Below are 21,561 nucleotides of genomic sequence, written 5' to 3'. Positions count from 1 at the left end.
TTATGCCTGCTCCATTTCAACGTCTAGGGCATGCTCATCACTAACAGCTTGTGAGAATAGCGCATCAAGTTGTTCAATTAATTGTGCATCAGGCTTATCAAAAAACACCCCAGCACCGACAGCCTCAGGGCTCATGCCACGCAAGAATAAATAAAAACATCCACCAATGTGCTGATGGTAATCATAATTAGGCATACGCAGTCTTAAATAGCGGTGTAATGCTAAGGTGTAAAGTATGTACTGTAAATTATATCTATGGCTGTTAATGGCTTGGGCCATGGCATTATGGTTGTAATGTTGCAGCTGATGCCCTAAATGGTTTGATTTATAATCGGCGATAAAGAATTGCCCCTGATGTTCGAAGGTTAAATCGATAAAGCCTTTTAACATGCCTTTGAGGGTGTCAAAACTAAAATCATTAACATAGCCATATTGGCCTAATAAATTATTAAGCTTTGTGGCGTGTAGTTGATTAATTGGCAGATAAAACTCCATTTCAACTAAGGTGTGTTGCGGTGATAATTGTTGTAAACACACCTGAGATTGATCAGGCTTTATTAACGGTGTCGCAAGAATTTCATGATACCAACGCATTAATGGCGCTAACCAAAGTTGTTGATCAAATCCGTATTGCTGCATGGCTTTAATTAATGCAGGCTGTAATTCGGTTTCAGCTTGAGTGAAATCAAACAGTTCCAGCACTAAATGCATAAAACTACCCGCGTTTGCACCGCGCTCAAAACTAAATCGGTCTAATATTTGAGTTGTGTTGGGGTCAATTTCAGCCAGTATCTCTTCACTAAAATCTTCATCGTCAGCACCTGGAACGGTTTTTTCATGGGGAAGGTGCTTGACCAACCCAGAATAACTGCCGACTCGCCAAGGTAAGCCTAATTTTCTGTTGCTGTTTTTTGCCACAAAGGTTTGCAGGGGGTCTTGATTATCACTTAATGCCTTCGAGTCAATATTCTCGGCGACGGTTTCAACGCTAATCGCATTCATTGTGGCAAGTTGAGCCACTTTTGTAGCCATGTGTTCGCCATCGCAACTTTTGTCAGTGATCCCCAGTAAATAGCCGATGCCGGTTTCATGTAATTGAGAACTGATCCCAGCTTTTAACATGCGCGATTGATTGGCAATGTATAAGTAACACGCATAAACCGGGCGGGTTAGGGCCACATAAAGTAGGCGTAAATCTTCAGCCAGTGCTTCACGCTTGTATTGTTCCCAGCCCTCGTCACTGCCATGAATATCCCAAATTAATTGGCCATTATTGTGATACAGCATAGGTTCAGGGCGACGATTTGAACCACGGGCTAAACTAATAAATGGCACAAAACAAATGGGATACTCAAGTCCTTTAGATTTATGAATGGTGACGATTTGCACCAGGTTTTGCTCGCTTTCTAAACGTAGCTGTTGCTCGTCTTGATCTTGATTACCCAGTAGTTGTTGTTCAAACCAGTTTATTAATGCGCTGCTGCCATCCAGTTCGGTAGCTTTTTGTTGTAATAACTCACCAAGGTGGCGAAAATCAGTTAAGCGGCGCTCACCCGAGGCACTGATACTGATAAATTCATCATCATCGGCAGAGCCAGCCAATTCAGCCAGTGGTTGCGATGTATTGTTGCTAACCTTGTTGGTGGGTTTTGCAAGCAACCGATGCACTAAACGGGTGTCATTCGCTAAGCAAAGTAAAGCCGGCATAATGCCGCTCGATAGCCAAAACTGATGCCAATGATTAAACAAATCCAGCACTTTTTGGCGCAGTGCTTCATCTTGATTAAACTGGTGAATATGATTGGCGTTATATCCCATCAGTTCAGTAGCAAGTGCCGCGCGAATAGCTCGCTCATCTTTAGGGTTGGCAAGGGCTCGTAAAATGAGGGCCATTTCTCGGGCTTCTATTGTATCAAATACGCTGTCTCGGCTGAGAAATACCGCGCCAATGTTTCGGGCACTCAATGCCGCTTTCACCACTGCCGCTTCGTTGCGATCACGGACTAATACTGCAATGTTTTTAGCGATTAAGGCCTCGCCATTAATACGACAAAGGCCTGATTGTGCTTCGGTCAGTAGTCGAGTGATTTCAGCAGCTGTATCATTGGCAAGAATTTGCCTTGCGCTGGCTTTATTAAGACCGCTTTCTGATGACTCTTTGAGTAACTTTATCCTCAATGCGGCAGTCTGCTCAGTGGCTTCAAGTAATACTTTATTGCGCGCTGACTCAGGGGTTTTTACTGCATCATAGGGAATGGCATCGCTGATGAAAGGGTCTTCGTGTTGCTTGAATAATTGATTAACACCATCGACTAATTGTGCTGATGAACGATAATTCGTATCAAGATGATAATGTGCTTGGGTTTGCTTGCGGGCGTTAATGTAAGTGAAGATATCCGCGCCACGAAAAGCATAAATTGCTTGTTTAGGATCGCCAATCATCAACATACCTAATGCCGAGTGATACTCACTGTGTTGATGCGCTGATTGTTCAATCACGTTTTGCGCATCACGCCCCGTTATCGCCGATAAGTCGGGCGTTTGATAGACACTGCTGAAAATTTGAAATTGTAATGGGTCGGTATCTTGAAACTCATCAATTAATGCAATGGGGAAACGCTTTGCGATAGCGGTTGGCAGTGTATCGGCATTGTTTTCAAGAGCCTTTGCAAGACTTGTTAATAGATCGTCCGGCGTCATCAAATTACGTTGCTGTTTTTGCGCCATAAAACGCTGTTTAATCCCCGCTTGAGCCCTGACTAAAAATGCGGGGATCACCTCATCGATTAAGGTCGCCAATCGTTCAATATGATCGAGTAATGGGGCATCGGTTGCCGATGGGATTTCGCCACCTTTATTGAGTTTTAGTGCTGATAATGCCAGACATTCCATCGGTTTTTGCGGCGGTAGGCCCTGGCCATAACTTACCCAGTTGCTTAATTCATCAAACAATTGTTGTAGCTTGGGATAACCATCGGTTTTTTTGCCGAATCGCTGGCCATTCAATGGCAGTTCATTCAATAGGGCAAAGGTGGCCTCTTGCTCGGCAGGCCAGCGCAGCTTAAAGCGCTGTAAACTTTGAATTAACGACTCAGACAGGCTGATAAATTCTTGTGGTGTATCAGAAGGTGTTGCCTGGCTTGCTCCCAGCAGTACGCGTACCTTTTGGGCTAATTTTTCGGGCTCACCAAAGGTATTACTGATTTGTTGGGCTAGCAACAAGGGGAGTGGGTAACAGGCTTCACGCCAAAAATCACGCACCGCGTGGTGCAAGTATTCGCTGTCATCTAAAGTAAATTCTGATTCAAATAGCAGTGATGATTCGAATGCCATATCGGCAAGAATACGCTGACAAAATCCATGAATAGTAAAAATGGCACCTTCATCTAGGGATTTAAGTGCCAAATCAAGGCGTTTCAACCCAATGGCGCGCTCACTTGGTGGGATATCAGCATAAAGTTGCTCAACAAAATGGTCTTGCGTTGCGACGCCTAAAAAACGTTTGTAAGCAATCTGAATACGTTTACGGATCCTATCACGCAATTCTTCGGTCGCGGCATTGGTAAAGGTGACCACTAATATTTGTTCACAGAGTAGGGGGGGCTGACCACCATGACCTAACAATAAACGTAAATATAAGCCTGATATAGTGTAGGTTTTTCCTGTACCGGCACTGGCTTCTATTAAGCTGGTTCCGCTAAATGGCAAATGAAGCGCATCCAGTGCTGAAACGGTTATATTAGCTGGTTTGGCATTATTCATAAGCAGTGCGTTTTGCTCCAATACAGGGTAATGGCCATTGGCAAAATGTTAGATTAGTCGATAAAGCAGCGAAGTATGCCATTATAAATCCATCGTTTTTGCGATTTCAGTGGCATGCTGGTTAACGGCATCATCACTGACAAAGTCATCTAATTCACTGAGTTTGCCTTTGTGGTATAAGCTCACCATTGGTTGCAGTAGGCTTTGAACTAATACACCAAATGTTTGCTCGCTAAAATCATCGGGAAACGTAAACAAGCGTTGATGATGAGGCTCAAACCCTTCACCTAATTGAGTTTGTTCATCACGCCATTGTTTTTGCGCGCCAAATAATTTCTCATTGTGGCAGCCATCCGTTTGGGCATACATCCAGGCGGTGCGGGGCGCAAAGCATAAAGGTTGCTGTTGACCATTAACAAACGCTTGAACAAATTGGCAGAGCTTTTCGAGGGCATGATTGGCGTTGATAGGCGCAAAACAATGAAAATGTCCCATATCAAGCAGGTAACTGTGTTTCATTACTCCCTGCGCATTTAAACACAAATGACGGATATAACATTGAATTAAATCTCTGCCGTGTGCGGTACCAGGGCGATAATTTACCAGTCCTTTTGGGCTAACATCATCGATACGACCGACAAGGTTTATTTCTCTTTCGTCCAATTCACTTAGGTTAATTTCGTGCTCATTAGTCCGCTTAGGTATGCTAACCTTAACCGTTAAATCAATATTCACAGAATCACTTTGTTGATCATTTTGCAAAAAGTGCAGTCGGTTTATTAAAGGCGCAATATCACGTTGATATTGAGATAGTAAAATATCATCAAAAGGGGCCATAGGTAGGCCGCCACTGGCTTTTAGCTCAGTTAATAATTCAATGTCTACATCATTATTCGCTTGATTAAGCGCGGAATCTATTAGGCTAGATTGCAACTTATAACGCCCTAGGCCATCAAGATTAAATGGTTCGTCGTTATCATCCGCTTGCAGATTTAGGTTTAAATCGACTTTTAAACTGCGATTAAAGAAAAACTGTGCTGGGTTGCGGAAAAATCGGATCAAGGCCGATAATTCAAGCTCAGTATTATCTTCAATAGGTGTGCTGGCAGCATTGTCTGCTTGCTCAACAAATAGTGGCTTTTGCGGATTAAAAAAGCGCTTATCATAAACCTGATCTAATGCGGGAGGGCACCATTGCTGATGGTAACTTTGCATCGGATTGTTTGGGGTAAATAGTTTATGGTCAAATGGTTGCAAGGGATGTGCTTGGATCAACTGTTCACTGACGGCTTGCTCGATAAGTTCAATGTCATCAAAGGTTAACGATTTCGCTTCCAAGTGGGCGGGTAAGTAGCTCATTTGACAAAACTCGACTAATTCAGCAATGAGCATTGAAGGGATACGCTCGGCATTATCGCGTTCGCTATGGCCAATATAGCTAATATAAAGTTGTTCGCGAGCAGACAAAAGAGCTTCTAAAAAAAGGTATCTGTCATCTAATCTGCGTGAACGGTCGCCTTTTTGGGCGCCAAAGTGAGCCATTAAGTCAAAGCCAACTGGGTGCTGTACTCTGGGGTAAACACCATCGTTCATGCCTAATAAGCACACTACTTTGAAAGGGATTGAGCGCATTGGCATCAGAGTACAAAAATTAATGCTGCCGGCAAGATAGCGCTGACCCACACGGGAATCATTCAAGGTTTGGTTAAACCATTGTTTCAATACTTCTATATTCAGCTGACCTTGATGGCCTGCTTCGGTGAGTTCTTCTGATAAGGATGCAAGCGCATTTCTGATGGTTAATATTTGGCTTTGCTCGTCGTCGTTAGTTTTATAAAAGTCTTCTATTAATTGATTAATTTGTTGCAAGCGCTCTGTGGTTGAGCAGGCATTTATAAAGCCTTGAGTATGTTCATCAATGGCTTCTAAAAAATTAAGCAACTTGCCTAATGCTTGTGCTGATTGGCCTTCAACGCCGCTGACGGGAAGGGTGCCTTGGTACATTGGCGACTCATCATTCAGTGCGTAACCCAGTATTAGTCGCTTAACACCAAAAGCCCAGGAGTTTTGGTTAAATGCTGGCAATCCTAACTGGCTGCGGCTATGTTCATCCCGTCCCCAGCGAACATTGGCATGATCGAGCCAGCGCTTTATAATTTCAAAGTCATCTTCATCTAATTCAAAACGCCTTAAAATTGCTGGCACCTCTAAAATAGACAACACTTCCGTTAACCCAAACCGACTTTGGTTAATGTTCAATAAGGTTAAAAAGCTATTAATTAATGGTGATTCCTGTGCTGCACCGCGATCGGCAATGGCATAGGGAATGGGCTGTTGCTGTGGGCCTTTATTGGCCCGCTGAAAACTTGAATAATATTGGCTGTTAACCGTGCCAAATACCGCATCGATATAAGGCGCGTATGCTGCAACATCCGGCATCATCACGACAATGTCTTTGGGTGTTAATTCTGGGTGAGCATCAAATAAACTTGCGAGGTGATCATGTAGGGTTTCCACTTCTCGCAATGGACTGTGGCAACTGCGAAGCGTAATTGAATCATCTGTAGGCTCTAGCGTGCGACGTAGGTCTATTTGTTGGTATAGCTCAGCATCAGGCCCCAAAGCTTGGCCTAGGGTTTCCATTTGTAAAATGTCGTATTGCACGCCGTGTAAAAGATTATCGGGCGTTGGCTCGACATAACAATCGTAATTAAAATTGGTGTTTTCGGGGGGTAAACTGAGCAGTAAATCTAATAACTCACGCCCCATTTTGCCATTATTGGCTAATAATGGGTTACCTACCTCTAGTTTATCTTCCCAATTTTCGGCTAACTGTTTTTTATGGGTGTATTTCAGTGCCATTCTTGCTCTGACTTTTGGGTCAATGATATCCCCCCAGTAGTGCTGACAAGGACTTAAGGCAAGCATTACCACTTCAATACGTTGTGCCAGCGCATTAATCACTTCTAATGTTTGGGGTGGCATTGACGAAATACCAAATACAAACAAACGGCTAGGTAGCATGCTGATATCGGAAGCTTGCTCGGCAAGCGCATCGAGTAATAATTGATGCAAATTAGCCCTGTGGTATTGGCTTGCCTGTAAGGTATGGTGGTTGTAATCCACTAATGCTCGCCAGAGTTTGGGTTGCCATAACTGATTGGGGTCTAATTGAAGTTGTGCATTTAGCTCAGACAGAGGTTGGTTGTTTTCCCATGCCTGGATCCAATCGGGTCGATAAACAAGATATTGGTCAAAAATATCGGCGATTCGATTACAAAGCTGGTAGAGCTTAATCGCATCATGTTGGTTTGATACATGATCTTCGCTGTGCTGGGCGTTACCATTGAATAAATAATGCTGCAATGGCGCGTAATCAATATCACTGAGTAAGTTTGGTAATAAATCCATCAACTTCCAAGTCATCGCGGCTTTGGTAAACGCGTTTTCTTTGGGCACGTTGGGCAGTAATTGATGGCAAAGCTGCCAAATAAAACTTGATGGTAATGGAAAGGTCAGTGCTGCTGCGATTTGATTATGTTTCGCCACTTCAAGTCGAAGCCAGGTCGACATCCCCGGACTTTGTACTAGCACTTGTTCAGTGGTTAATAGATGGGCGTTACTCAAAGGGGTTGCCAACATTCTTGCCAGTTGTTCAGACAACACTTCCATTTGATTAGATTGAATTAATGACAGCATAGGGCACTCACTATTGAACATCTGTAGCCATTCTATGGGGTTAATCGGCTGGCATCAATGACAAAGCTGTTTATGGGGACATAATCGAACATAAATAGGACGAATATCAAAAAATTTAGGGTAAAAGTGATTATTAAACAGTTGCTTATTATTTGGGGCTGGTGATATTTAGTCGTAGTTTAATTGCGATTGAATTTGTTGGGCATTAACGACCATGTTAAATGCTGATAAACAGCTTACTTTATCGGTTTACTGGTGAATAATGCTAGGTATAACGTCCAATATAAACGATTAAATTGGCGTAAATGCTGAGTATGCTGCTCTGTGGTTAGCGGTTGATATTTAAGAGCAACAAACTCGTCGGTAAATTGATTAAAACACGGCAACCATTGGGGGGCAGAACTCGGCCATTGGGATAATAGTGCCTGAGCATAAGCCTTGGGTGGCAGCTGTGCTTGATCTAGTGCTCCTTTTAACATCATTTTTTTAACGATCGCTTGGTAACGGCGACTCAGGCGATCAGGCTTCGGCTTGCGTTCAAATAAACCCGCAAAATAAGCAATAAACAATAAGATAACTGTGATACAAATCAGCATAGCAATGGCCATTTTACTGGTGCTAACATCACCCAGTATTTTTTTTAATACGGCTTGTTTACGTTGTTCGTCAAAGCCCAATACCCATACACTCCAATAGTAATCCATGCTGGCGATCTGGTTACGAATGTTGTTTAACCAAGGATATTGTTTAAGACGTAAGGTACTAAATGGGCTGTCTATTAGGTAACTTGATTGGCTATCAAAAGTTGCATCAAAGCCATCTAAAATTCGTTCGGGGGCAATCATTGCTGTGGGGTCAAATCGTTGCCAGCCTTCACCTTCAAACCATACTTCTGTCCACGCATGAGCCATATATTGATAAACACTATAATAACCCGCTTTGGGATTGTATTCGCCGCCTTGGTAGCCTGTTACCATTCGTGCGGGTATGCCACTTGCGCGAGCTAAATAAACTAAGGCTGATGCATAATGGGCACAAAACCCAGCGCGATTTTCAAATAAGAAGTCGTCAATTTGCTCACTTCCAATAGCAGGGGGGCTTAAGGTGTAGTAATAAGCTTGATCGCTAAAATAATTCATCATTGCGTCAATACGCGCTTTGGGCTGCGGGTACTGCTGGGTAAATTGTTGTGCTAATTGCCAGGTTTGTGGATTAGCATTTTCGGGCAAGGTTAAATTAATATCACGAATATTGGCGGTTAATTTTGTATCCATTTGACTATTAGGATAAGACACTACGCGATAGCTTTGGCGTTGATCTAACGGACGCATTGCATAAAGAGTGTAATCAGGTAATTCGACAATGCTGTTATCCTGACTGAAGGCTTGATCTAATCCATACAACCACCGCTGGTGGCTAGGTTCACTGATCACCACATAGTCGAGTTTACTATTTTGTAGATGGGCTTGTTTATCATCAGGTTGAGTGACTAATGGCTCTATTTGAGGCAATGGTCTTTTGCTTGGCTGGTAAAAAGACTGGCGCTGCATCTCTTTGATGCTTGGGTGCTGACGCCATGTTTTGCCGTCATAGTTCTCCATGACTAAAGTTCGCCAATATAAATCAGCGTTTGCCGGACCTAATGTACTGCCGTCGCTATTTTCAAAGCCAACCCGAAACGCCAGTTCATCTGAGCGAGTTAACTTGCTGATATCCCCGAACGACATTTCATCGGACAATCCTGTTTTGGCAGACTTCATACTAGGGACAAGCCATAGTGGGCCGAGGCGCGGAAATACCACAAATAGTACTATTGCGAGCGGTAAACTGTGCAGCATAATTTTGAAGCTGAAACGCAGATTAGCGCTCGGTTTACGGTTATCCTGATATACACTAACCAGCACGCAGGTATTGATAATGGCCACTAAGGTTAAGTGCACCGTATTCATAATGGCTTGTTGGTCAAGCAACGTCAGCGCAATAATAAAGTAGCCTACGAGCACCACTGTTTTAACATCTCTTAACTTGCGCATTTCAATGTATTTTAACGCATAGCCTAACAACAAAAGGTTGATTAACGCATTGAGTAAGCCAATTTGCGACGATACTAATGCTAGGGTGGTAGCTGCGCCGATGGCTAATGAAGTCACTAATAATTTAGGGGGAGCTGCCACTTTGCCGTAATAAATGCCCATACGCCAAACAAAGCAAATTGCACAAATGGCTGTAGTCCAGGGGGTAGCGTGTTCAAATTGAGGTGAGAGTACTGCCACATTGGTTATCAATAACCAAAATAAGGTATTGCGGCTAATGATACTATCAAAGTTATCCTGCATTTTGACCTCCTAAGTGGTTATCACTTTGGAGATTAAAACTTGGCCGATATAACGCCAGCGCCTTTTGGCAGGCGATACGATGTGCTTCTCCCGAACTTTGATTGAGGGTGTGATTATCAATGATCAAACCAAAAATCTGGTTTTTGCGAGCCAGAGAATTAACTTGCCAGCTAAGTTTACTCAGACGTTGTTCAAGATCATGACCTTGGGTGTCAGCAAGCGATAACCAAACAGGTGCGCCCTCGGGTTCGTTAAACTCTTTAGTGAGCATGCCTTTATTCTGCGCCCATTGTTTCCAGGCGACCTGTTTTAACGATTCACCAGCCACATAGCTGCGAAGTCCCGTGTAATCATCAACTCCCGGACGAATTTTACCGTGGCTGATATCGTTATTGTCTTCTGCAGCTTGGCTGGTTAAATGAATATCGCATTCAAGTGGCGCGGCAAAAACCACTTGATGTAAATCTAAATCAACATATGACCAGGCTTTAAATAAGCCTAAGGGAAAGTGTGACCACACTTTAATTCGCCCTGGAGTCAATAAACCGCGTTGTGGATTGTCATATTGGACGGTTGCAATCGTTTGTTCTTCTGTCTGTTGTAACCTAACATGGCGCTGCCCACTAAATTGCATACAGATTTGTTGATGTGTGGTGTCAGCGCGTTTCTGATTAGCATGTCCGGTCAGCATTATCGGAAAAGTATGGGGTTGTTCAGCATAGGCATCGGCAGGTGCGACTGCATTAAATGTCAGCCCTGCTAGATTTTTATAACTGTAAATAATACAGGTGTGGAACACACTGGCGAGTAACAGGCTAAGGCCGATGACTAGGTTATTTTGATAATTGGTGCCAAACAGATACAGCAAAATAATTAATGCTAACCACGCCAAACCAAAGGCACTAGGTAAGATAAAAATACCTTTGTGGCTTAGGGTGACTTTCTCTTGAGGAGGCAAACGACGTCCTATCCAACGCGACCACTTTTGCTTGGCTGTGGCAGGAATAAGCCTCATTAACCAACTCGTTTGGTTAGCTGGCTTAGTCTTTGCTTTACGGCTAAACACAGTGCATCACCATTAACGGATGGGGTTAACGCTGGCGAGTAGGGTGTCAGATAAAGCTTTACCTTGAAAAATACTGTGGGCGCTAATTCTATGCTCAGCCACTGCATGAAATACTGCTTGAATATCCTCTGGCACCAGATAGTTGCGCTGTTCAATAACAGCCCAGGCTTTAGCCGCTTGTAATAAGGCCAAACTTGCTCTAGGCGATAAACCGGTAGCTTGTTTCTGTTCGCGTGACATTTCTACTAACGCCAGTAAATACTTCAGTACCGCATCTGAAGTGGACACTTGGTTGACTTCGGCTTGTAGTGTTAACAAATCACTAGGACTAATACATTGTTGAATGGGTGCTTGCTTGTGCCCATGCTGCTGGTTTTTCAGCATGGTCATTTCTGCTTCTGGGCTTGGGTAACCAATAGAGATGCGCATCATAAACCGGTCTAATTGTGATTCAGGCAAGGCAAATGTGCCAGATTGATCCTGTGGGTTTTGAGTCGCGATCACAAAAAATGGGTTGGGCAATGGATAGGTGGTGCCATCTTGAGTGATTTGCTGTTCTGCCATCGCCTCTAATAAAGCACTTTGGGTTTTAGGGCTGGCACGGTTAATTTCATCAGCCAATAACATTTGATTAAACACAGGCCCTTTGTGAAAGGTAAATTGCTGCTGAGTTTTGTCATAAATCGACACACCCAAAATATCAGCGGGGAGCATGTCGCTGGTAAACTGGATTCGTTGATAACTCATGCCTAAACTAGTGGCGATGGCATGGGATAAACTGGTTTTTCCCATGCCGGGTAAATCTTCGATTAACAAATGCCCCTTTGCCAAAATACACGCCACAGCTAACTTTATCTGCAAAGGTTTACCGAGCAAGATGTGTTCAAGTTGGTTTATTAGCTGTGTGATAACGGTATGCGACACTGGCACTCCTTTGTTATTATTTTATTCAATCGTTTTAATAAATGTAATTTAGCTCTTTGTCAGTAAACATGCTGGCATTAGGATTATCTTGCTGTTGGTAAATCATCCTATAACTCAACACAGCTTGAACATATTCACGGGTTTCAGTAAACGGAATGGTTTCAATAAAGCTGATAGCATCTAATGAGCCATTTGATACTTTTAACCAACGTCTAACACTTCCTGGACCTGCGTTATATGCCGCAGTTGCCAGTACGCGGTTATTATCAAATTGCTTTAATAATTCAGCATAGTAAGCACTGCCTAACATGACGTTAACCTGAGGCTTGTATAAGTCTTGTACGTCATTAAAGCGAATTTTGTTCTTTTTAGCCGTTTGTTTTGCCGTGGCGGGCATTAATTGCATTAAACCACGCGCACCTACACCCGAGGTGGCGTAGTGGTTAAAGGCGCTTTCGCGACGTGAAATTGCACGGATCTCATTAATATCGACTTTGTATTTTTTACTGGCACTCACAAATTCAGCATCGGCAGCTTTAGGAAAACGTAAGTTAAGCGCATCCCACTGTTTACCTTGAATACTGGATTCAACACTTAAATCATACCAACCCTGTTCCAGCGCATATAAACCATATTCAGCGGTCATTGGGCCATCATGACGGCGCATGAGGTAAATCCACTCGCTGCGAGAATCTAAGAATTTATCCAGCGCTCTTAATTCAACCACTCGAGCCAAGCCAGCATCATCAAAGAGTTTAGCTCGAAGATTTTTATCAGACACTAGATTAGCATCGTTAAGCGACAAAGGTTTTTTGATTTGTTTAGCTGCGTTAAAGCCGTAAAAATCACGTTGCTGAGCCAATGATAAAAATTGATTTTCTGACTGTTGCTGGTCGGCATTCATTTTAGCTTGCCAATACTGCCAGCGTGAATTGGTCATTGCCTGATCACTCAGTAAAGGGAGGTAGGTATTGAGAGTGGCAAGATCTTGCTGACGAATGGCCCAGCGCATGCGCATTTCAAACAGTTCGTCCGATGCTAATGACACTAGAGAGCCATCAATATGACTTTTAAGGTTATCGTCTTGGTTGATTAATGCACGTCTGACCAAATAATGATTTAACTGTTTGCTTTGGGCATCCTTAAAACGATTTGCTTTGTCATATTTCACATAGAGTTTGATTGCTTGCTGAAGATCTTTTCTGGCTAGTTTCCTTAACCCCGCATCGACAATATCGGCCACGATAGGCTGCGAGCTTCGAAAGCGTTTAGTGTGTCTTAAGGTGTTAGGATCTTTATATACTTTTAGCAATAATTCAGCATCGTCGCGGTGCTTAGTTATTTTGTTGCTTAAATAGCTGAGAAGACTAGATTGCCCGGCATTAAAGCTCAGTAACATACGTCCCCAGATAAGTTCTTGAGTGCGATAACCCTCTTTTGCCCATTGGGTAAATAAAGGGTCACATTCTTTGGGGCGTGAATAGCCATGAAGCCACAGTTTATCCGCGCCTTTATAAGCTGCTTTTTTATCACCTGTGGCTAACTGGGCCCTCAGGTAATAACACTGCAGGCGCATATCGTTGGGGGAGTTAGGCGACACAGCTAAAAAATCTTGCCAACGCGACAGACTGCCTGTTTTCATCAAATAGCGATATCTTGCCGAATTATAGAGCGGCATAGTATTGAATTCTTCGATAGCAGTTCTGGCTTTTGCACCCGGCATATTAAGGATATGGTCAATTTTGATATGGTAATCTAGATAAATGGCTAAAGGATAATCGCCGAGTTGAGTTCTTAATTGTTGATAGCGAACCATTTGTTTTGAATCTAAAGCTTTTTTTGTATCCAAATAAAGTTGTTGTTCGGGGGTATAAGCGTTGGCAGTGTTAGTCAATAACGTAGGTAAAACCAAAACAACTAGGGTAGTTGTTAGTATTTTTGATAAACATGCATGGATCCATGTAGTACGCATTTAAATGAGAATCTCCGCCTCAATACATCGTTTGCGATTAATTTTTTTAATTAGATTTTTTTACACTAAACATTCATACCGTAACACCATTAAATATTGATTAAATCCGCGTCATTATCCTTCTGGTTTATCCAGTGACTCATCTAGGGCACGATTGAGTAACTGTTTATCTAATTGTTTACTGGTATCTACACCTAAACGCTGCAAGGTATGTGCCTGACGAATCAAGTTACCTTTACCCGAGGATAATTTACCCATAGCTTGCTGGTAACTTTTATCTGCGGTTTCAAGCGCCCGACCTAGTTTTTCCATGTCATCAACATGGCTGCATAATTTGTCATAAATTTTAGCCGCTTGCTTCGCAATCGTTTGCGCATGTTGATTTTGATATTCATAGCGCCAAATATTGTTAATGGTGCGTAATGCTACAAGTAAATTGGTTGGACTAACTAACATTATATTCTGCTCTAATGCAAAATTTATCAAGCTGGGATCATATTCAATTGCCAGTAAAAAAGCGGGCTCGACAGGAATAAACATTAGCACATAATCTAAGCTTTTTAGTCCATGTAATTTATGATAATCCTTTTGACTGAGCCCTTTAATATGTTGGCGCATTGATAAGGCATGATCTTTAAGTGCTTGTTCACGAATGTCTTCATCATCACTGTTAAAATAGCGCTCGTAAGCGATTAAAGACATTTTGGCATCAATGACTACATCTTTGCTTTCAGGTAAGTGGACAATCACATCGGGCTTAAAGCGTTTACCGTCATCGTTTTTTAAATCTTGTTGGGTGTCGTACTCATGGCCTTCTCGTAAGCCACTTTCTTGCAATACTCTTTCTAAGATCACCTCGCCCCAATTACCTTGCTGCTTATTGTCACCTTTAAGGGCTTTGGTAAGGTTGATGGCATCTTGGCTCATTTTCAAATTGAGCTCGCGCAAATGATTCAACTGGTGCTTTAACGCACTGCGCTCAGATTGTTCATGATTGTATGACTGTTGTATTTGCTGTCTAAAACCATCTAATTGCTGTTTTAACGGCCCAAGAACGCCATCAATTTGAGTGACATTTTGCTGCTTAAAGTTTTCACTTTTTTCATCAAATATTCGATTGGCTAGGTTTTCAAATTGAATTTTTAACCTTTCTTCAGCGGTTTCAAGTAAGCTGATTTTATCTTCAAGTGCCTGATGTTCAGCCGTACTTTTCGCTATGATGGTTTGTTGCATAGCATTTGATTTTGAAAGGTTTAACTGCGACTCCAACACTTTGCGGTTGCTGTCTTCGAGTTGTTGCTCTAAATGAGGAATACGCTCAACTTGCGCCTGTGCTCTGGCCAGTTGGCTAATGTAAGATTCAAGCTTTGATTGTAGATGGTTCAAATTATCAATTTTATCATCTAACACATCTTGAATTTGGGTCACTAAACGCTGTTGTTCAATAATCGTCTGTGTGGTTTCAGCTTCATATTGTTGTTTTAATTGTTCCCAGCGCTGACGGGTTAATCTTTGGTTTAATAGTGCGCCAATCAGTAAGCCTAACAATGCAATTGCTACCATAGCGGCAATTTGAGGTGGGGTGAAATCAACAGCGAATGGCATAACCTAACCTTTTGAAATAGAAACTGGATAAGGTTCGCATGACAATGTTTACCCTGCAAGTATTATGATTAACAAATCAGTATTTTTTGATTGATTAGCTTATTTTTAAATCGAAATGAAATTTTATTGCGTATTAACCTGTCTTATGAATAACTTGCCAAATTAACCGAGGGAATAACATGACGCATAACACACGCTTTACCAAAGGGATCAAACGTCAGTCAGCCTGGGATTTAGCGGATAATCAGGTGACCCCAGAAGCGGTATTTAAAGACCGTCGTAATATTGTTAAAGCTTTGGGGCTGGGAGCTTTAGGGGCCAGTATTCCTGGTTATGTGCAAGCTGGTTTATTTGATTTTGGCAGCAATAAATCTCCCTCTACATTTGCCACTTCGCCATTGCAATTTTCGCAACCTACTGCCTTCGCTATCCCTGAACCCTTAACGCCTGAAAGTAAAGTCACTCGTCATAACAATTTTTATGAATTTGGCACCAGTAAACAGGATCCATTCGACAATGCCCAAGGGTTTAATGTTAATCCTTGGTCTTTGCAAATAGATGGGTTGGTTGATAAACCCATTACCTTAGATTTGGATGACCTAACCAAGCGCTTTGCATTAGAAGAGCGCCGCTATCGTTTACGCTGTGTTGAAGCTTGGTCTATGGTTGTGCCCTGGGTTGGGTTTTCATTAGCCAGTTTATTAAAGGAAGCGGGAGTAAAGTCATCTGCAACACATATAGCATTTGAAACGCTATTTGATCCTGACCAAATGCCAGGGCAAAAAAATCGTCTAATGGGCGGCGGTATTCATTATCCTTATGTAGAAGGATTAACTTTGGAAGAGGCTATGAATCCATTGGCATTTCTTGCCGTTGGTTTGTATGGTAAAACCTTACCACCGCAAAATGGCGCGCCTATTCGTTTAGTTGTACCGTGGAAATACGGTTTTAAAAGTATCAAATCAATTGTCAAAATTCGCGTGATGGATAAGCAACCGCCAACTAGCTGGAATCAACTTGCGTCGCATGAATATGGTTTTTACGCCAACGTTAATCCTGAGGTGGATCACCCAAGATGGTCTCAGGCATCGGAACGCAGCATAGGTGAGGGAGGCTTGTTTTCAGCTAAACGCATTCCAACGCAAATGTTCAATGGCTATGGTGAGCAGGTAGCTGGGCTATATAAAAACCTTGATTTAAGGAAGTACTATTAATGCGTCTATCTCCACGGGGATTGTGGTGGTTAAAAGGCGGTTTACACATCGCCTTTATTTTACCGATATTGTATTTGACCTATTTAGTGTTAAGTGACAATGCTGGTGGCGATCCTGTGCAGTATATTATTCACTTTACTGGCATGGGGGCTTTAAATAGTCTGCTGGCTGTGTTGCTGGTTTCACCTTTGGCAAAATACTTCAAACAAGGGCTGTTATTGCAAACACGGCGGCTGATAGGCTTATATGTATTTGCATACGCCACTTTGCATATCACAGCATTTATCAGTTTAGATTTATTGTTTGCGTGGGCCTTTTTGCTCGAAGAAGTGATAAAGCGGCCTTATATACTGGTGGGCGCACTGGCGTATAGTATTTTGCTTTTGCTCAGCGTGACGTCATTTATGGTGGTTAGAAAGAAGATGGGTAAGCGTTGGCAACAACTGCATAATTGGGTTTACCTAGTGGCTTTATTGGCACCCATTCATTTTTATTGGTCAGTAAAATCTGAAATTATTGAGCCCAGTATTTATATAGTGATTTGTGTGGTGCTGGTATATTTACGCAAACAAAAGCTAGCAAAATACTTACCGCAGGGCTAACTGTTGTTAAATAAGTCGCTTCATCTTTAGTGTTGCGGCTTAATAATATAAATGTAATCCTTTGTTGCGTTTTGTTAAGCCATTGCAGCAATAGGCTGCAAATAAAGTAAAAGTCATCACGCCACCCATAATACACGCCAGTCTAATCCAGGGCGCATCCATTGCCATACGCATTTGCACAAAATCAACCGTTGATACTCCCCAAACAAAAATACAGCTTAAAACTAAACCTAACTGTAATAATCTGGTCACAACGATATGTTTTATAAACATCAAGCTCGGTAACATTGCCGCAGTAATGGCTAATTCAATCTGGTTGAATCGAAGAAAATGCGCACCAATTAATAAATAGGCGATTGAAATAATCAACACTCTCCACCACATAAATCCCCTCCGCAATCAATTTTTGGTTATTCTACGCCCGATTAAAGCAGTATTATGTTTGCTTGTTCACAATTAATGGTTTTACTTCAATTATTGCAATAAAAAATATTGATGATTTTTTTGTAAAAGTATTTAAAATCAGTAATTTATGTGTTAGTGGTGCTGTTTTTTTAGGTGTGTTTAATCGTAAATGCTACGAATGAATTGTGTAGTTAACAATGAAAACAAAGGCGAGGGGAACTTTGAAAAGTCAAACCAACAATGCAAAACAGGTTCGCTTTATGATGAACCTGTTGTGATCAGTTGTCGTAAGTGCGTTAAGCTAAAATTGTGCCGTTAAGCTCGGGTAAACTATTCTGGCTTACAGTATGCCTCAACATTGCTTTGATTATGTTCAAAACCCGCTTGTTCAGCTAGCTCCCATGGTCGTTCACACTTATTGGTTTTCGCACACCACATATAACCTGCCGAGGCGATACACCCATGTTCATCTTTATCTGCCCCAACGGCAGCTTGGCCTGTGGTTTCAGCATTTTCACTACATCCAATTAAAGATGCCATTAATATTAAGCTTAGTAGGCTGATTTTTTTCATTTGTATGATCTCCTTAGTCCATTAGGGGGAAATAAATGCTTTTTAATATACATTTCAATAGAACAACTAAATCATAATATCGTGTTAAATATTTATGATAATTCGTGCTGCACCGATATCAATTATTTTAATGTTTTGATCGTTAACTCTGTTGATCGTTAACTCTGTTGATCGTGTGGCGCATTATTTAAATACTGATTAATGTCCACATCATCTATCTGACTTGGGGCTAAAAACTTTTTGGCGTACTCAAGATAGACGCCGCTAGTGAGAAACAACTTAAACACCTCATAATCGATATGCTGATCTAATGCCATCTTGTGTAAAATATTAATGGCGACACTCATCGGCTTAGCTTTTTTATAAGGTCTATCAGCTGCGGTAAGGGCTTCAAATATATCCGCTAATACTAGAATTCGCTCTGGAATTGATAGATCTTCGGCACTCAGTTTTCGCGGATATCCTGTTCCCTTAAGGGTTTCATGGTGAGTGGATGCATAACGCGGAACCTTAGCAAGCTCTGGCGGAAACGGTAAGTTCTCTAACATTTTAATCGTACTGGTGATGTGCTCATTAATCTTAAATCTGTCTTCGGCGGTGAGTGTACCTCGCCCGATGGATAAGTTGTGCAGCTCACCTTGGTTATAAAGGTGTTCGGGGATCTCCATTTTTATGCCAAATTTTTCATCAAAATGCACCGGAAAATCGCGCTTAATAATGTGTTGTGGTTTATTACTCAATAAAGACTCAGTCACAGGGAGTGATTCTTCGTTTTTAGGGTAATTGAGTTCTTCGACAGGTGAAAGGCCTAGCTTGTCACTGAAATGCCTAACCCACTGAATTTTTGCTAGCTGATTTAATTTATCAATGTGAGCCTGATCCATAAATTCACCGCCTACATTGGCATTGGCTATAAAGGTAAAATCTTCTGTCAGCTTGATAAAGGCTTCATCTAGTTCTGCCTTATGTGTTTCCTGCTCATTCGTATTTTTAATACATTGGCTGTAGTAATGGATTTGTGCGTCACGCCAAAGCACTTCAAAGCGCATTCTAATCTCATGAATACGGTTATAAATGACCTCTAATTTAGTGCCTTTATCGACAATATGTTCCGGTGTAGTAATTTTACCGCAATCATGTAGCCAGGCAGCAATTCTAAATTCTCGTTGTTCATCTTCATTTTTAAATCTAAAATCTTTAAATGCTGGTGACTTAGACTTTGAGGCTTGTTCAGCCAGCATTAACCCTAGTTCTGGCACCCGGTTACAGTGACCTGCGGTATAAGGGGATTTATCATCAATGGCCTGTGCAATGAGCTTAATAAAGGCTTCCATCAGCTCTTTTTGATTTTGCTCGTGTACTTTTATTGATTCAGACATGTCCACCATAGAGTAAGCTAAGTCATCAATCTCTTTAATGAAAGATTCAACTCTCACTACATCATCATATTGACGATGCTTAATTTTATTATTTTCTAGCGCTAACAAATTGATTGGCTTGATAATAGGTGAAGCAAATAGCCAAGACAGTGGCAATACCAACAGTAAACAAACTCCAGTCACTAAAATCGATTTTTTTACCTTGTCATGTGTCGATGCTAGTAACACATTGGTTGGCACTACAATAGCAAAATACTCGTTTTGTGATGCGGCATGCCCCAAGGGAGTAACGTAGACAAATCGTTCAACGCCATCAATTTTTTGTACGTTTAATTTTTTTTGCAAGTTCGGGGTAGCCGCTATTTCGATAAGCTGCTTGTAAGGAACGGTTCCTTGAACTATTTCTGGCGCACTTTTTTTGCCATGAGAAAACCACTTATCACGAAGAGCTTGAAACTGCGCAGGAGTAATATTTTTGATTGCTAAATTTATTATTTCAACCAACTGTGCATTTTTAGGTTGCATAACAATGCTAAGGCCGGATTCTATTTGGACTGGCGAGTAATCAATGGTTTCGTGAAATTGTAAATTTTCAATAAAATAATGTTTTGCCGTGTAGTGCAGCACAATACTGTTGTCTAAGGTGGCAAACACCTGTTTTTCTTTAACGGCCTTTAAAGTATCTAAAGTCGATAGATACTCGACCACCTCAATTCGGGGAAAGTGCTGCTGAATCATTTTTATGATTGACCAGCCCTTTGGGATTGCGACTCTTTTGTTGTTAAGTTCACTTATGTTGGTAATAGGGCCGACACCATCTTGAGTGACGACCGCAAAAGGCAAACTCAAAAAAGGATCACTAAACACACCTAAATTGGCATTTTCTTCAATTTTCATCATGGAATGCAAGATATCTATCTCACCCTTTTTGAACTTCTCAACAAACTCAACCCAAGTAAAACCATTATTGTATTTGATGGTCAATCCGGTCATTTGCGCCACAATATTGAGCAGGTCTATGCTGTAACCTTGGGGCTTACCTGCAATAGTAAAATCAATCGGTGGCCAGTTGGTCTCGTTTGATGCAATCAATGGCAAAGTATTCGCTATGAGTGACTGTTGCGCTTCAGTTAGTTGTAATGGTACTGAGGGAGGGATCTCCATGTCATTAATGGGTTCAATATTTGAGGCAATAAGATCACCGCTAGCCTCAAAGATAAATAGTTCTTTGGTTTTGTCGCCTTCCGTGTTTTTACCTAATCTATTTAAATAATCTGACAGGCTAGATAAGGCAATATCCACTCCTAATACTGCATTACCTTGGGATACTGGGATCGAATAGGTTATACCTGGGGACTGTAAATTTTGAAAAAGGTAAGGCTCGGTTTTAGTGACAGTATCTGCAACCGCATTGATGTACCAAGGACGAAGTGTTGCATTAAATTCGGCAGGTTCGCTGTTCATTGTTCTTAGAGTAAACTTATGATCATAAAAGCGCTTATTACGCACTTTTTTACCTTGTTCATTTTTAATATCAATAATGACCCAACGATCTGAATGAGATGCGCCAAGTTGATCTCGTACAATTGGGTGCGCATTGAGGTTAACTAATTCAAATAGATCACCATTGTTAGAACCAATATAAATGGCGTAAATAAATGGGATTGAGCCCATCACATCGGCAAATATATTCAATGATTCCAGCGTTAAACCATTGTCGTCATATAAGGTATTATAATGCGCCAAAAGACGTGTCGTATTAATGGCTTGGTTATCGACTTGCACGAGGAATGAGCCAGTGCTGTTGGCACTGTGGTCATACAACTTTAGTGCAGCCTCAGTTGCTAGGCGTTGGCTAAAATAAAACTGTAATCCGATAGCAATAGTGGCTGTAAATAGGGTGGCAATAATAAAAATGCTCACAACAGTAAACCGTATCGTTAACCGTTTGTATTTTCCTGCTGTCCCTGCGTTCATCAGCTATTCCTATATGCTTGCAATCTAAACTCGTTCAAATAGTATAA

General features: G+C 41.6%; 12 protein-coding genes. 2 read left to right on the top strand and 10 right to left on the bottom strand.

All coding sequences use genetic code 11. The annotated features are described in order from the left end of the window. From recB to rmuC, 7 genes are all read right to left on the bottom strand, one after another. Nucleotides 1-3,762 carry an exodeoxyribonuclease V subunit beta gene (gene recB, locus ORI98_RS03830; protein ID WP_306134309.1) on the bottom strand — a complete coding sequence of 1,254 codons (3,762 nt, stop codon included), beginning with the start codon at nt 3,760-3,762 and terminating at the stop codon, nt 1-3. 81 nt (nt 3,763-3,843) lie between these two features. Next, nucleotides 3,844-7,461 carry an exodeoxyribonuclease V subunit gamma gene (recC, locus tag ORI98_RS03825; protein ID WP_306134308.1) on the bottom strand — a complete coding sequence of 1,206 codons (3,618 nt, stop codon included), beginning with the start codon at nt 7,459-7,461 and terminating at the stop codon, nt 3,844-3,846. Between the two features lie 236 nt (nt 7,462-7,697). Continuing rightward, complete coding sequence (locus ORI98_RS03820; RefSeq protein ID WP_306134307.1) at nt 7,698-9,797, bottom strand: DUF3488 and transglutaminase-like domain-containing protein; 2,100 nt, start codon at nt 9,795-9,797, stop codon at nt 7,698-7,700. Continuing rightward, nucleotides 9,787-10,863 (bottom strand): DUF58 domain-containing protein, encoded by a 1,077-nt coding sequence (locus ORI98_RS03815; protein WP_306134306.1) that lies wholly within the window; start codon nt 10,861-10,863, stop codon nt 9,787-9,789. Before ORI98_RS03815 ends, ORI98_RS03820 begins: the two co-directional genes overlap by 11 nt. A 12-nt stretch (nt 10,864-10,875) precedes the next feature. Then, nucleotides 10,876-11,787: a MoxR family ATPase gene (locus tag ORI98_RS03810; RefSeq protein WP_306134305.1), complete on the bottom strand. Its 912-nt coding sequence runs from the start codon at nt 11,785-11,787 to the stop codon at nt 10,876-10,878. Nucleotides 11,788-11,821: 34 nt separating this feature from the next. Further along, nucleotides 11,822-13,759 (bottom strand): transglycosylase SLT domain-containing protein, encoded by a 1,938-nt coding sequence (locus tag ORI98_RS03805; protein ID WP_306134304.1) that lies wholly within the window; start codon nt 13,757-13,759, stop codon nt 11,822-11,824. A 114-nt stretch (nt 13,760-13,873) separates the two neighbouring features. Then, a complete protein-coding gene (rmuC, locus tag ORI98_RS03800; protein ID WP_306134303.1) occupies nt 13,874-15,364 on the bottom strand; it encodes a DNA recombination protein RmuC in 1,491 nt (496 codons plus the stop codon). Nucleotides 15,365-15,543: 179 nt separating this feature from the next. Here rmuC and msrP point away from each other — a divergent pair, with 179 nt between their 5' ends. Together msrP and msrQ are read left to right on the top strand one after the other, a co-directional pair. Then, entirely contained in the window at nt 15,544-16,578 is a 1,035-nt protein-coding gene (gene msrP, locus ORI98_RS03795; protein ID WP_306134302.1) for a protein-methionine-sulfoxide reductase catalytic subunit MsrP, read from the top strand. After that, nucleotides 16,578-17,180 carry a protein-methionine-sulfoxide reductase heme-binding subunit MsrQ gene (gene msrQ, locus ORI98_RS03790; protein WP_306134301.1) on the top strand — a complete coding sequence of 201 codons (603 nt, stop codon included), beginning with the start codon at nt 16,578-16,580 and terminating at the stop codon, nt 17,178-17,180. The genes msrP and msrQ overlap by 1 nt, the downstream gene beginning before the upstream one ends. A gap of 39 nt (nt 17,181-17,219) precedes the next feature. Here msrQ and ORI98_RS03785 read toward each other — a convergent pair whose 3' ends face one another. The 3 genes from ORI98_RS03785 to ORI98_RS03775 all read right to left on the bottom strand — a co-directional run bounded on the left by ORI98_RS03785 (nt 17,220) and on the right by ORI98_RS03775 (nt 21,514). Beyond that, nucleotides 17,220-17,564, bottom strand: a complete 345-nt coding sequence (locus tag ORI98_RS03785; RefSeq protein WP_261298541.1) for a hypothetical protein — start codon at nt 17,562-17,564, stop codon at nt 17,220-17,222. 351 nt (nt 17,565-17,915) lie between these two features. After that, nucleotides 17,916-18,158: a hypothetical protein gene (locus ORI98_RS03780; RefSeq protein ID WP_306134300.1), complete on the bottom strand. Its 243-nt coding sequence runs from the start codon at nt 18,156-18,158 to the stop codon at nt 17,916-17,918. A gap of 158 nt (nt 18,159-18,316) precedes the next feature. Beyond that, complete coding sequence (locus tag ORI98_RS03775; protein ID WP_306134299.1) at nt 18,317-21,514, bottom strand: HD domain-containing phosphohydrolase; 3,198 nt, start codon at nt 21,512-21,514, stop codon at nt 18,317-18,319. Between the last annotated feature and the right edge of the window lie 47 nt (nt 21,515-21,561).

The sequence above is a fragment of the Shewanella sp. ULN5 genome (assembly GCF_030731885.1).
GTDB lineage: Bacteria > Pseudomonadota > Gammaproteobacteria > Enterobacterales > Shewanellaceae > Shewanella > Shewanella holmiensis.
The sequence above is the reverse complement of the archived record's forward strand: the minus strand, read 5'-3'. Positions and strand labels throughout refer to the sequence as shown.

Bases quoted from the DNA above. Each gene is read 5' to 3' on its own strand.
- msrQ (WP_306134301.1), top strand. From the start codon at position 16,578: ATGCGTCTATCTCCACGGGGATTGTGGTGGTTAAAAGGCGGTTTACAC.
- recB (WP_306134309.1), bottom strand. From the start codon at position 3,762: ATGAATAATGCCAAACCAGCTAATATAACCGTTTCAGCACTGGATGCG.
- ORI98_RS03820 (WP_306134307.1), bottom strand. From the start codon at position 9,797: ATGCAGGATAACTTTGATAGTATCATTAGCCGCAATACCTTATTTTGG.
- recC (WP_306134308.1), bottom strand. From the start codon at position 7,461: ATGCTGTCATTAATTCAATCTAATCAAATGGAAGTGTTGTCTGAACAA.
- ORI98_RS03775 (WP_306134299.1), bottom strand. From the start codon at position 21,514: ATGAACGCAGGGACAGCAGGAAAATACAAACGGTTAACGATACGGTTT.
- ORI98_RS03780 (WP_306134300.1), bottom strand. From the start codon at position 18,158: ATGAAAAAAATCAGCCTACTAAGCTTAATATTAATGGCATCTTTAATT.
- msrP (WP_306134302.1), top strand. From the start codon at position 15,544: ATGACGCATAACACACGCTTTACCAAAGGGATCAAACGTCAGTCAGCC.
- ORI98_RS03805 (WP_306134304.1), bottom strand. From the start codon at position 13,759: ATGCGTACTACATGGATCCATGCATGTTTATCAAAAATACTAACAACT.
- ORI98_RS03785 (WP_261298541.1), bottom strand. From the start codon at position 17,564: ATGTGGTGGAGAGTGTTGATTATTTCAATCGCCTATTTATTAATTGGT.
- rmuC (WP_306134303.1), bottom strand. From the start codon at position 15,364: ATGCCATTCGCTGTTGATTTCACCCCACCTCAAATTGCCGCTATGGTA.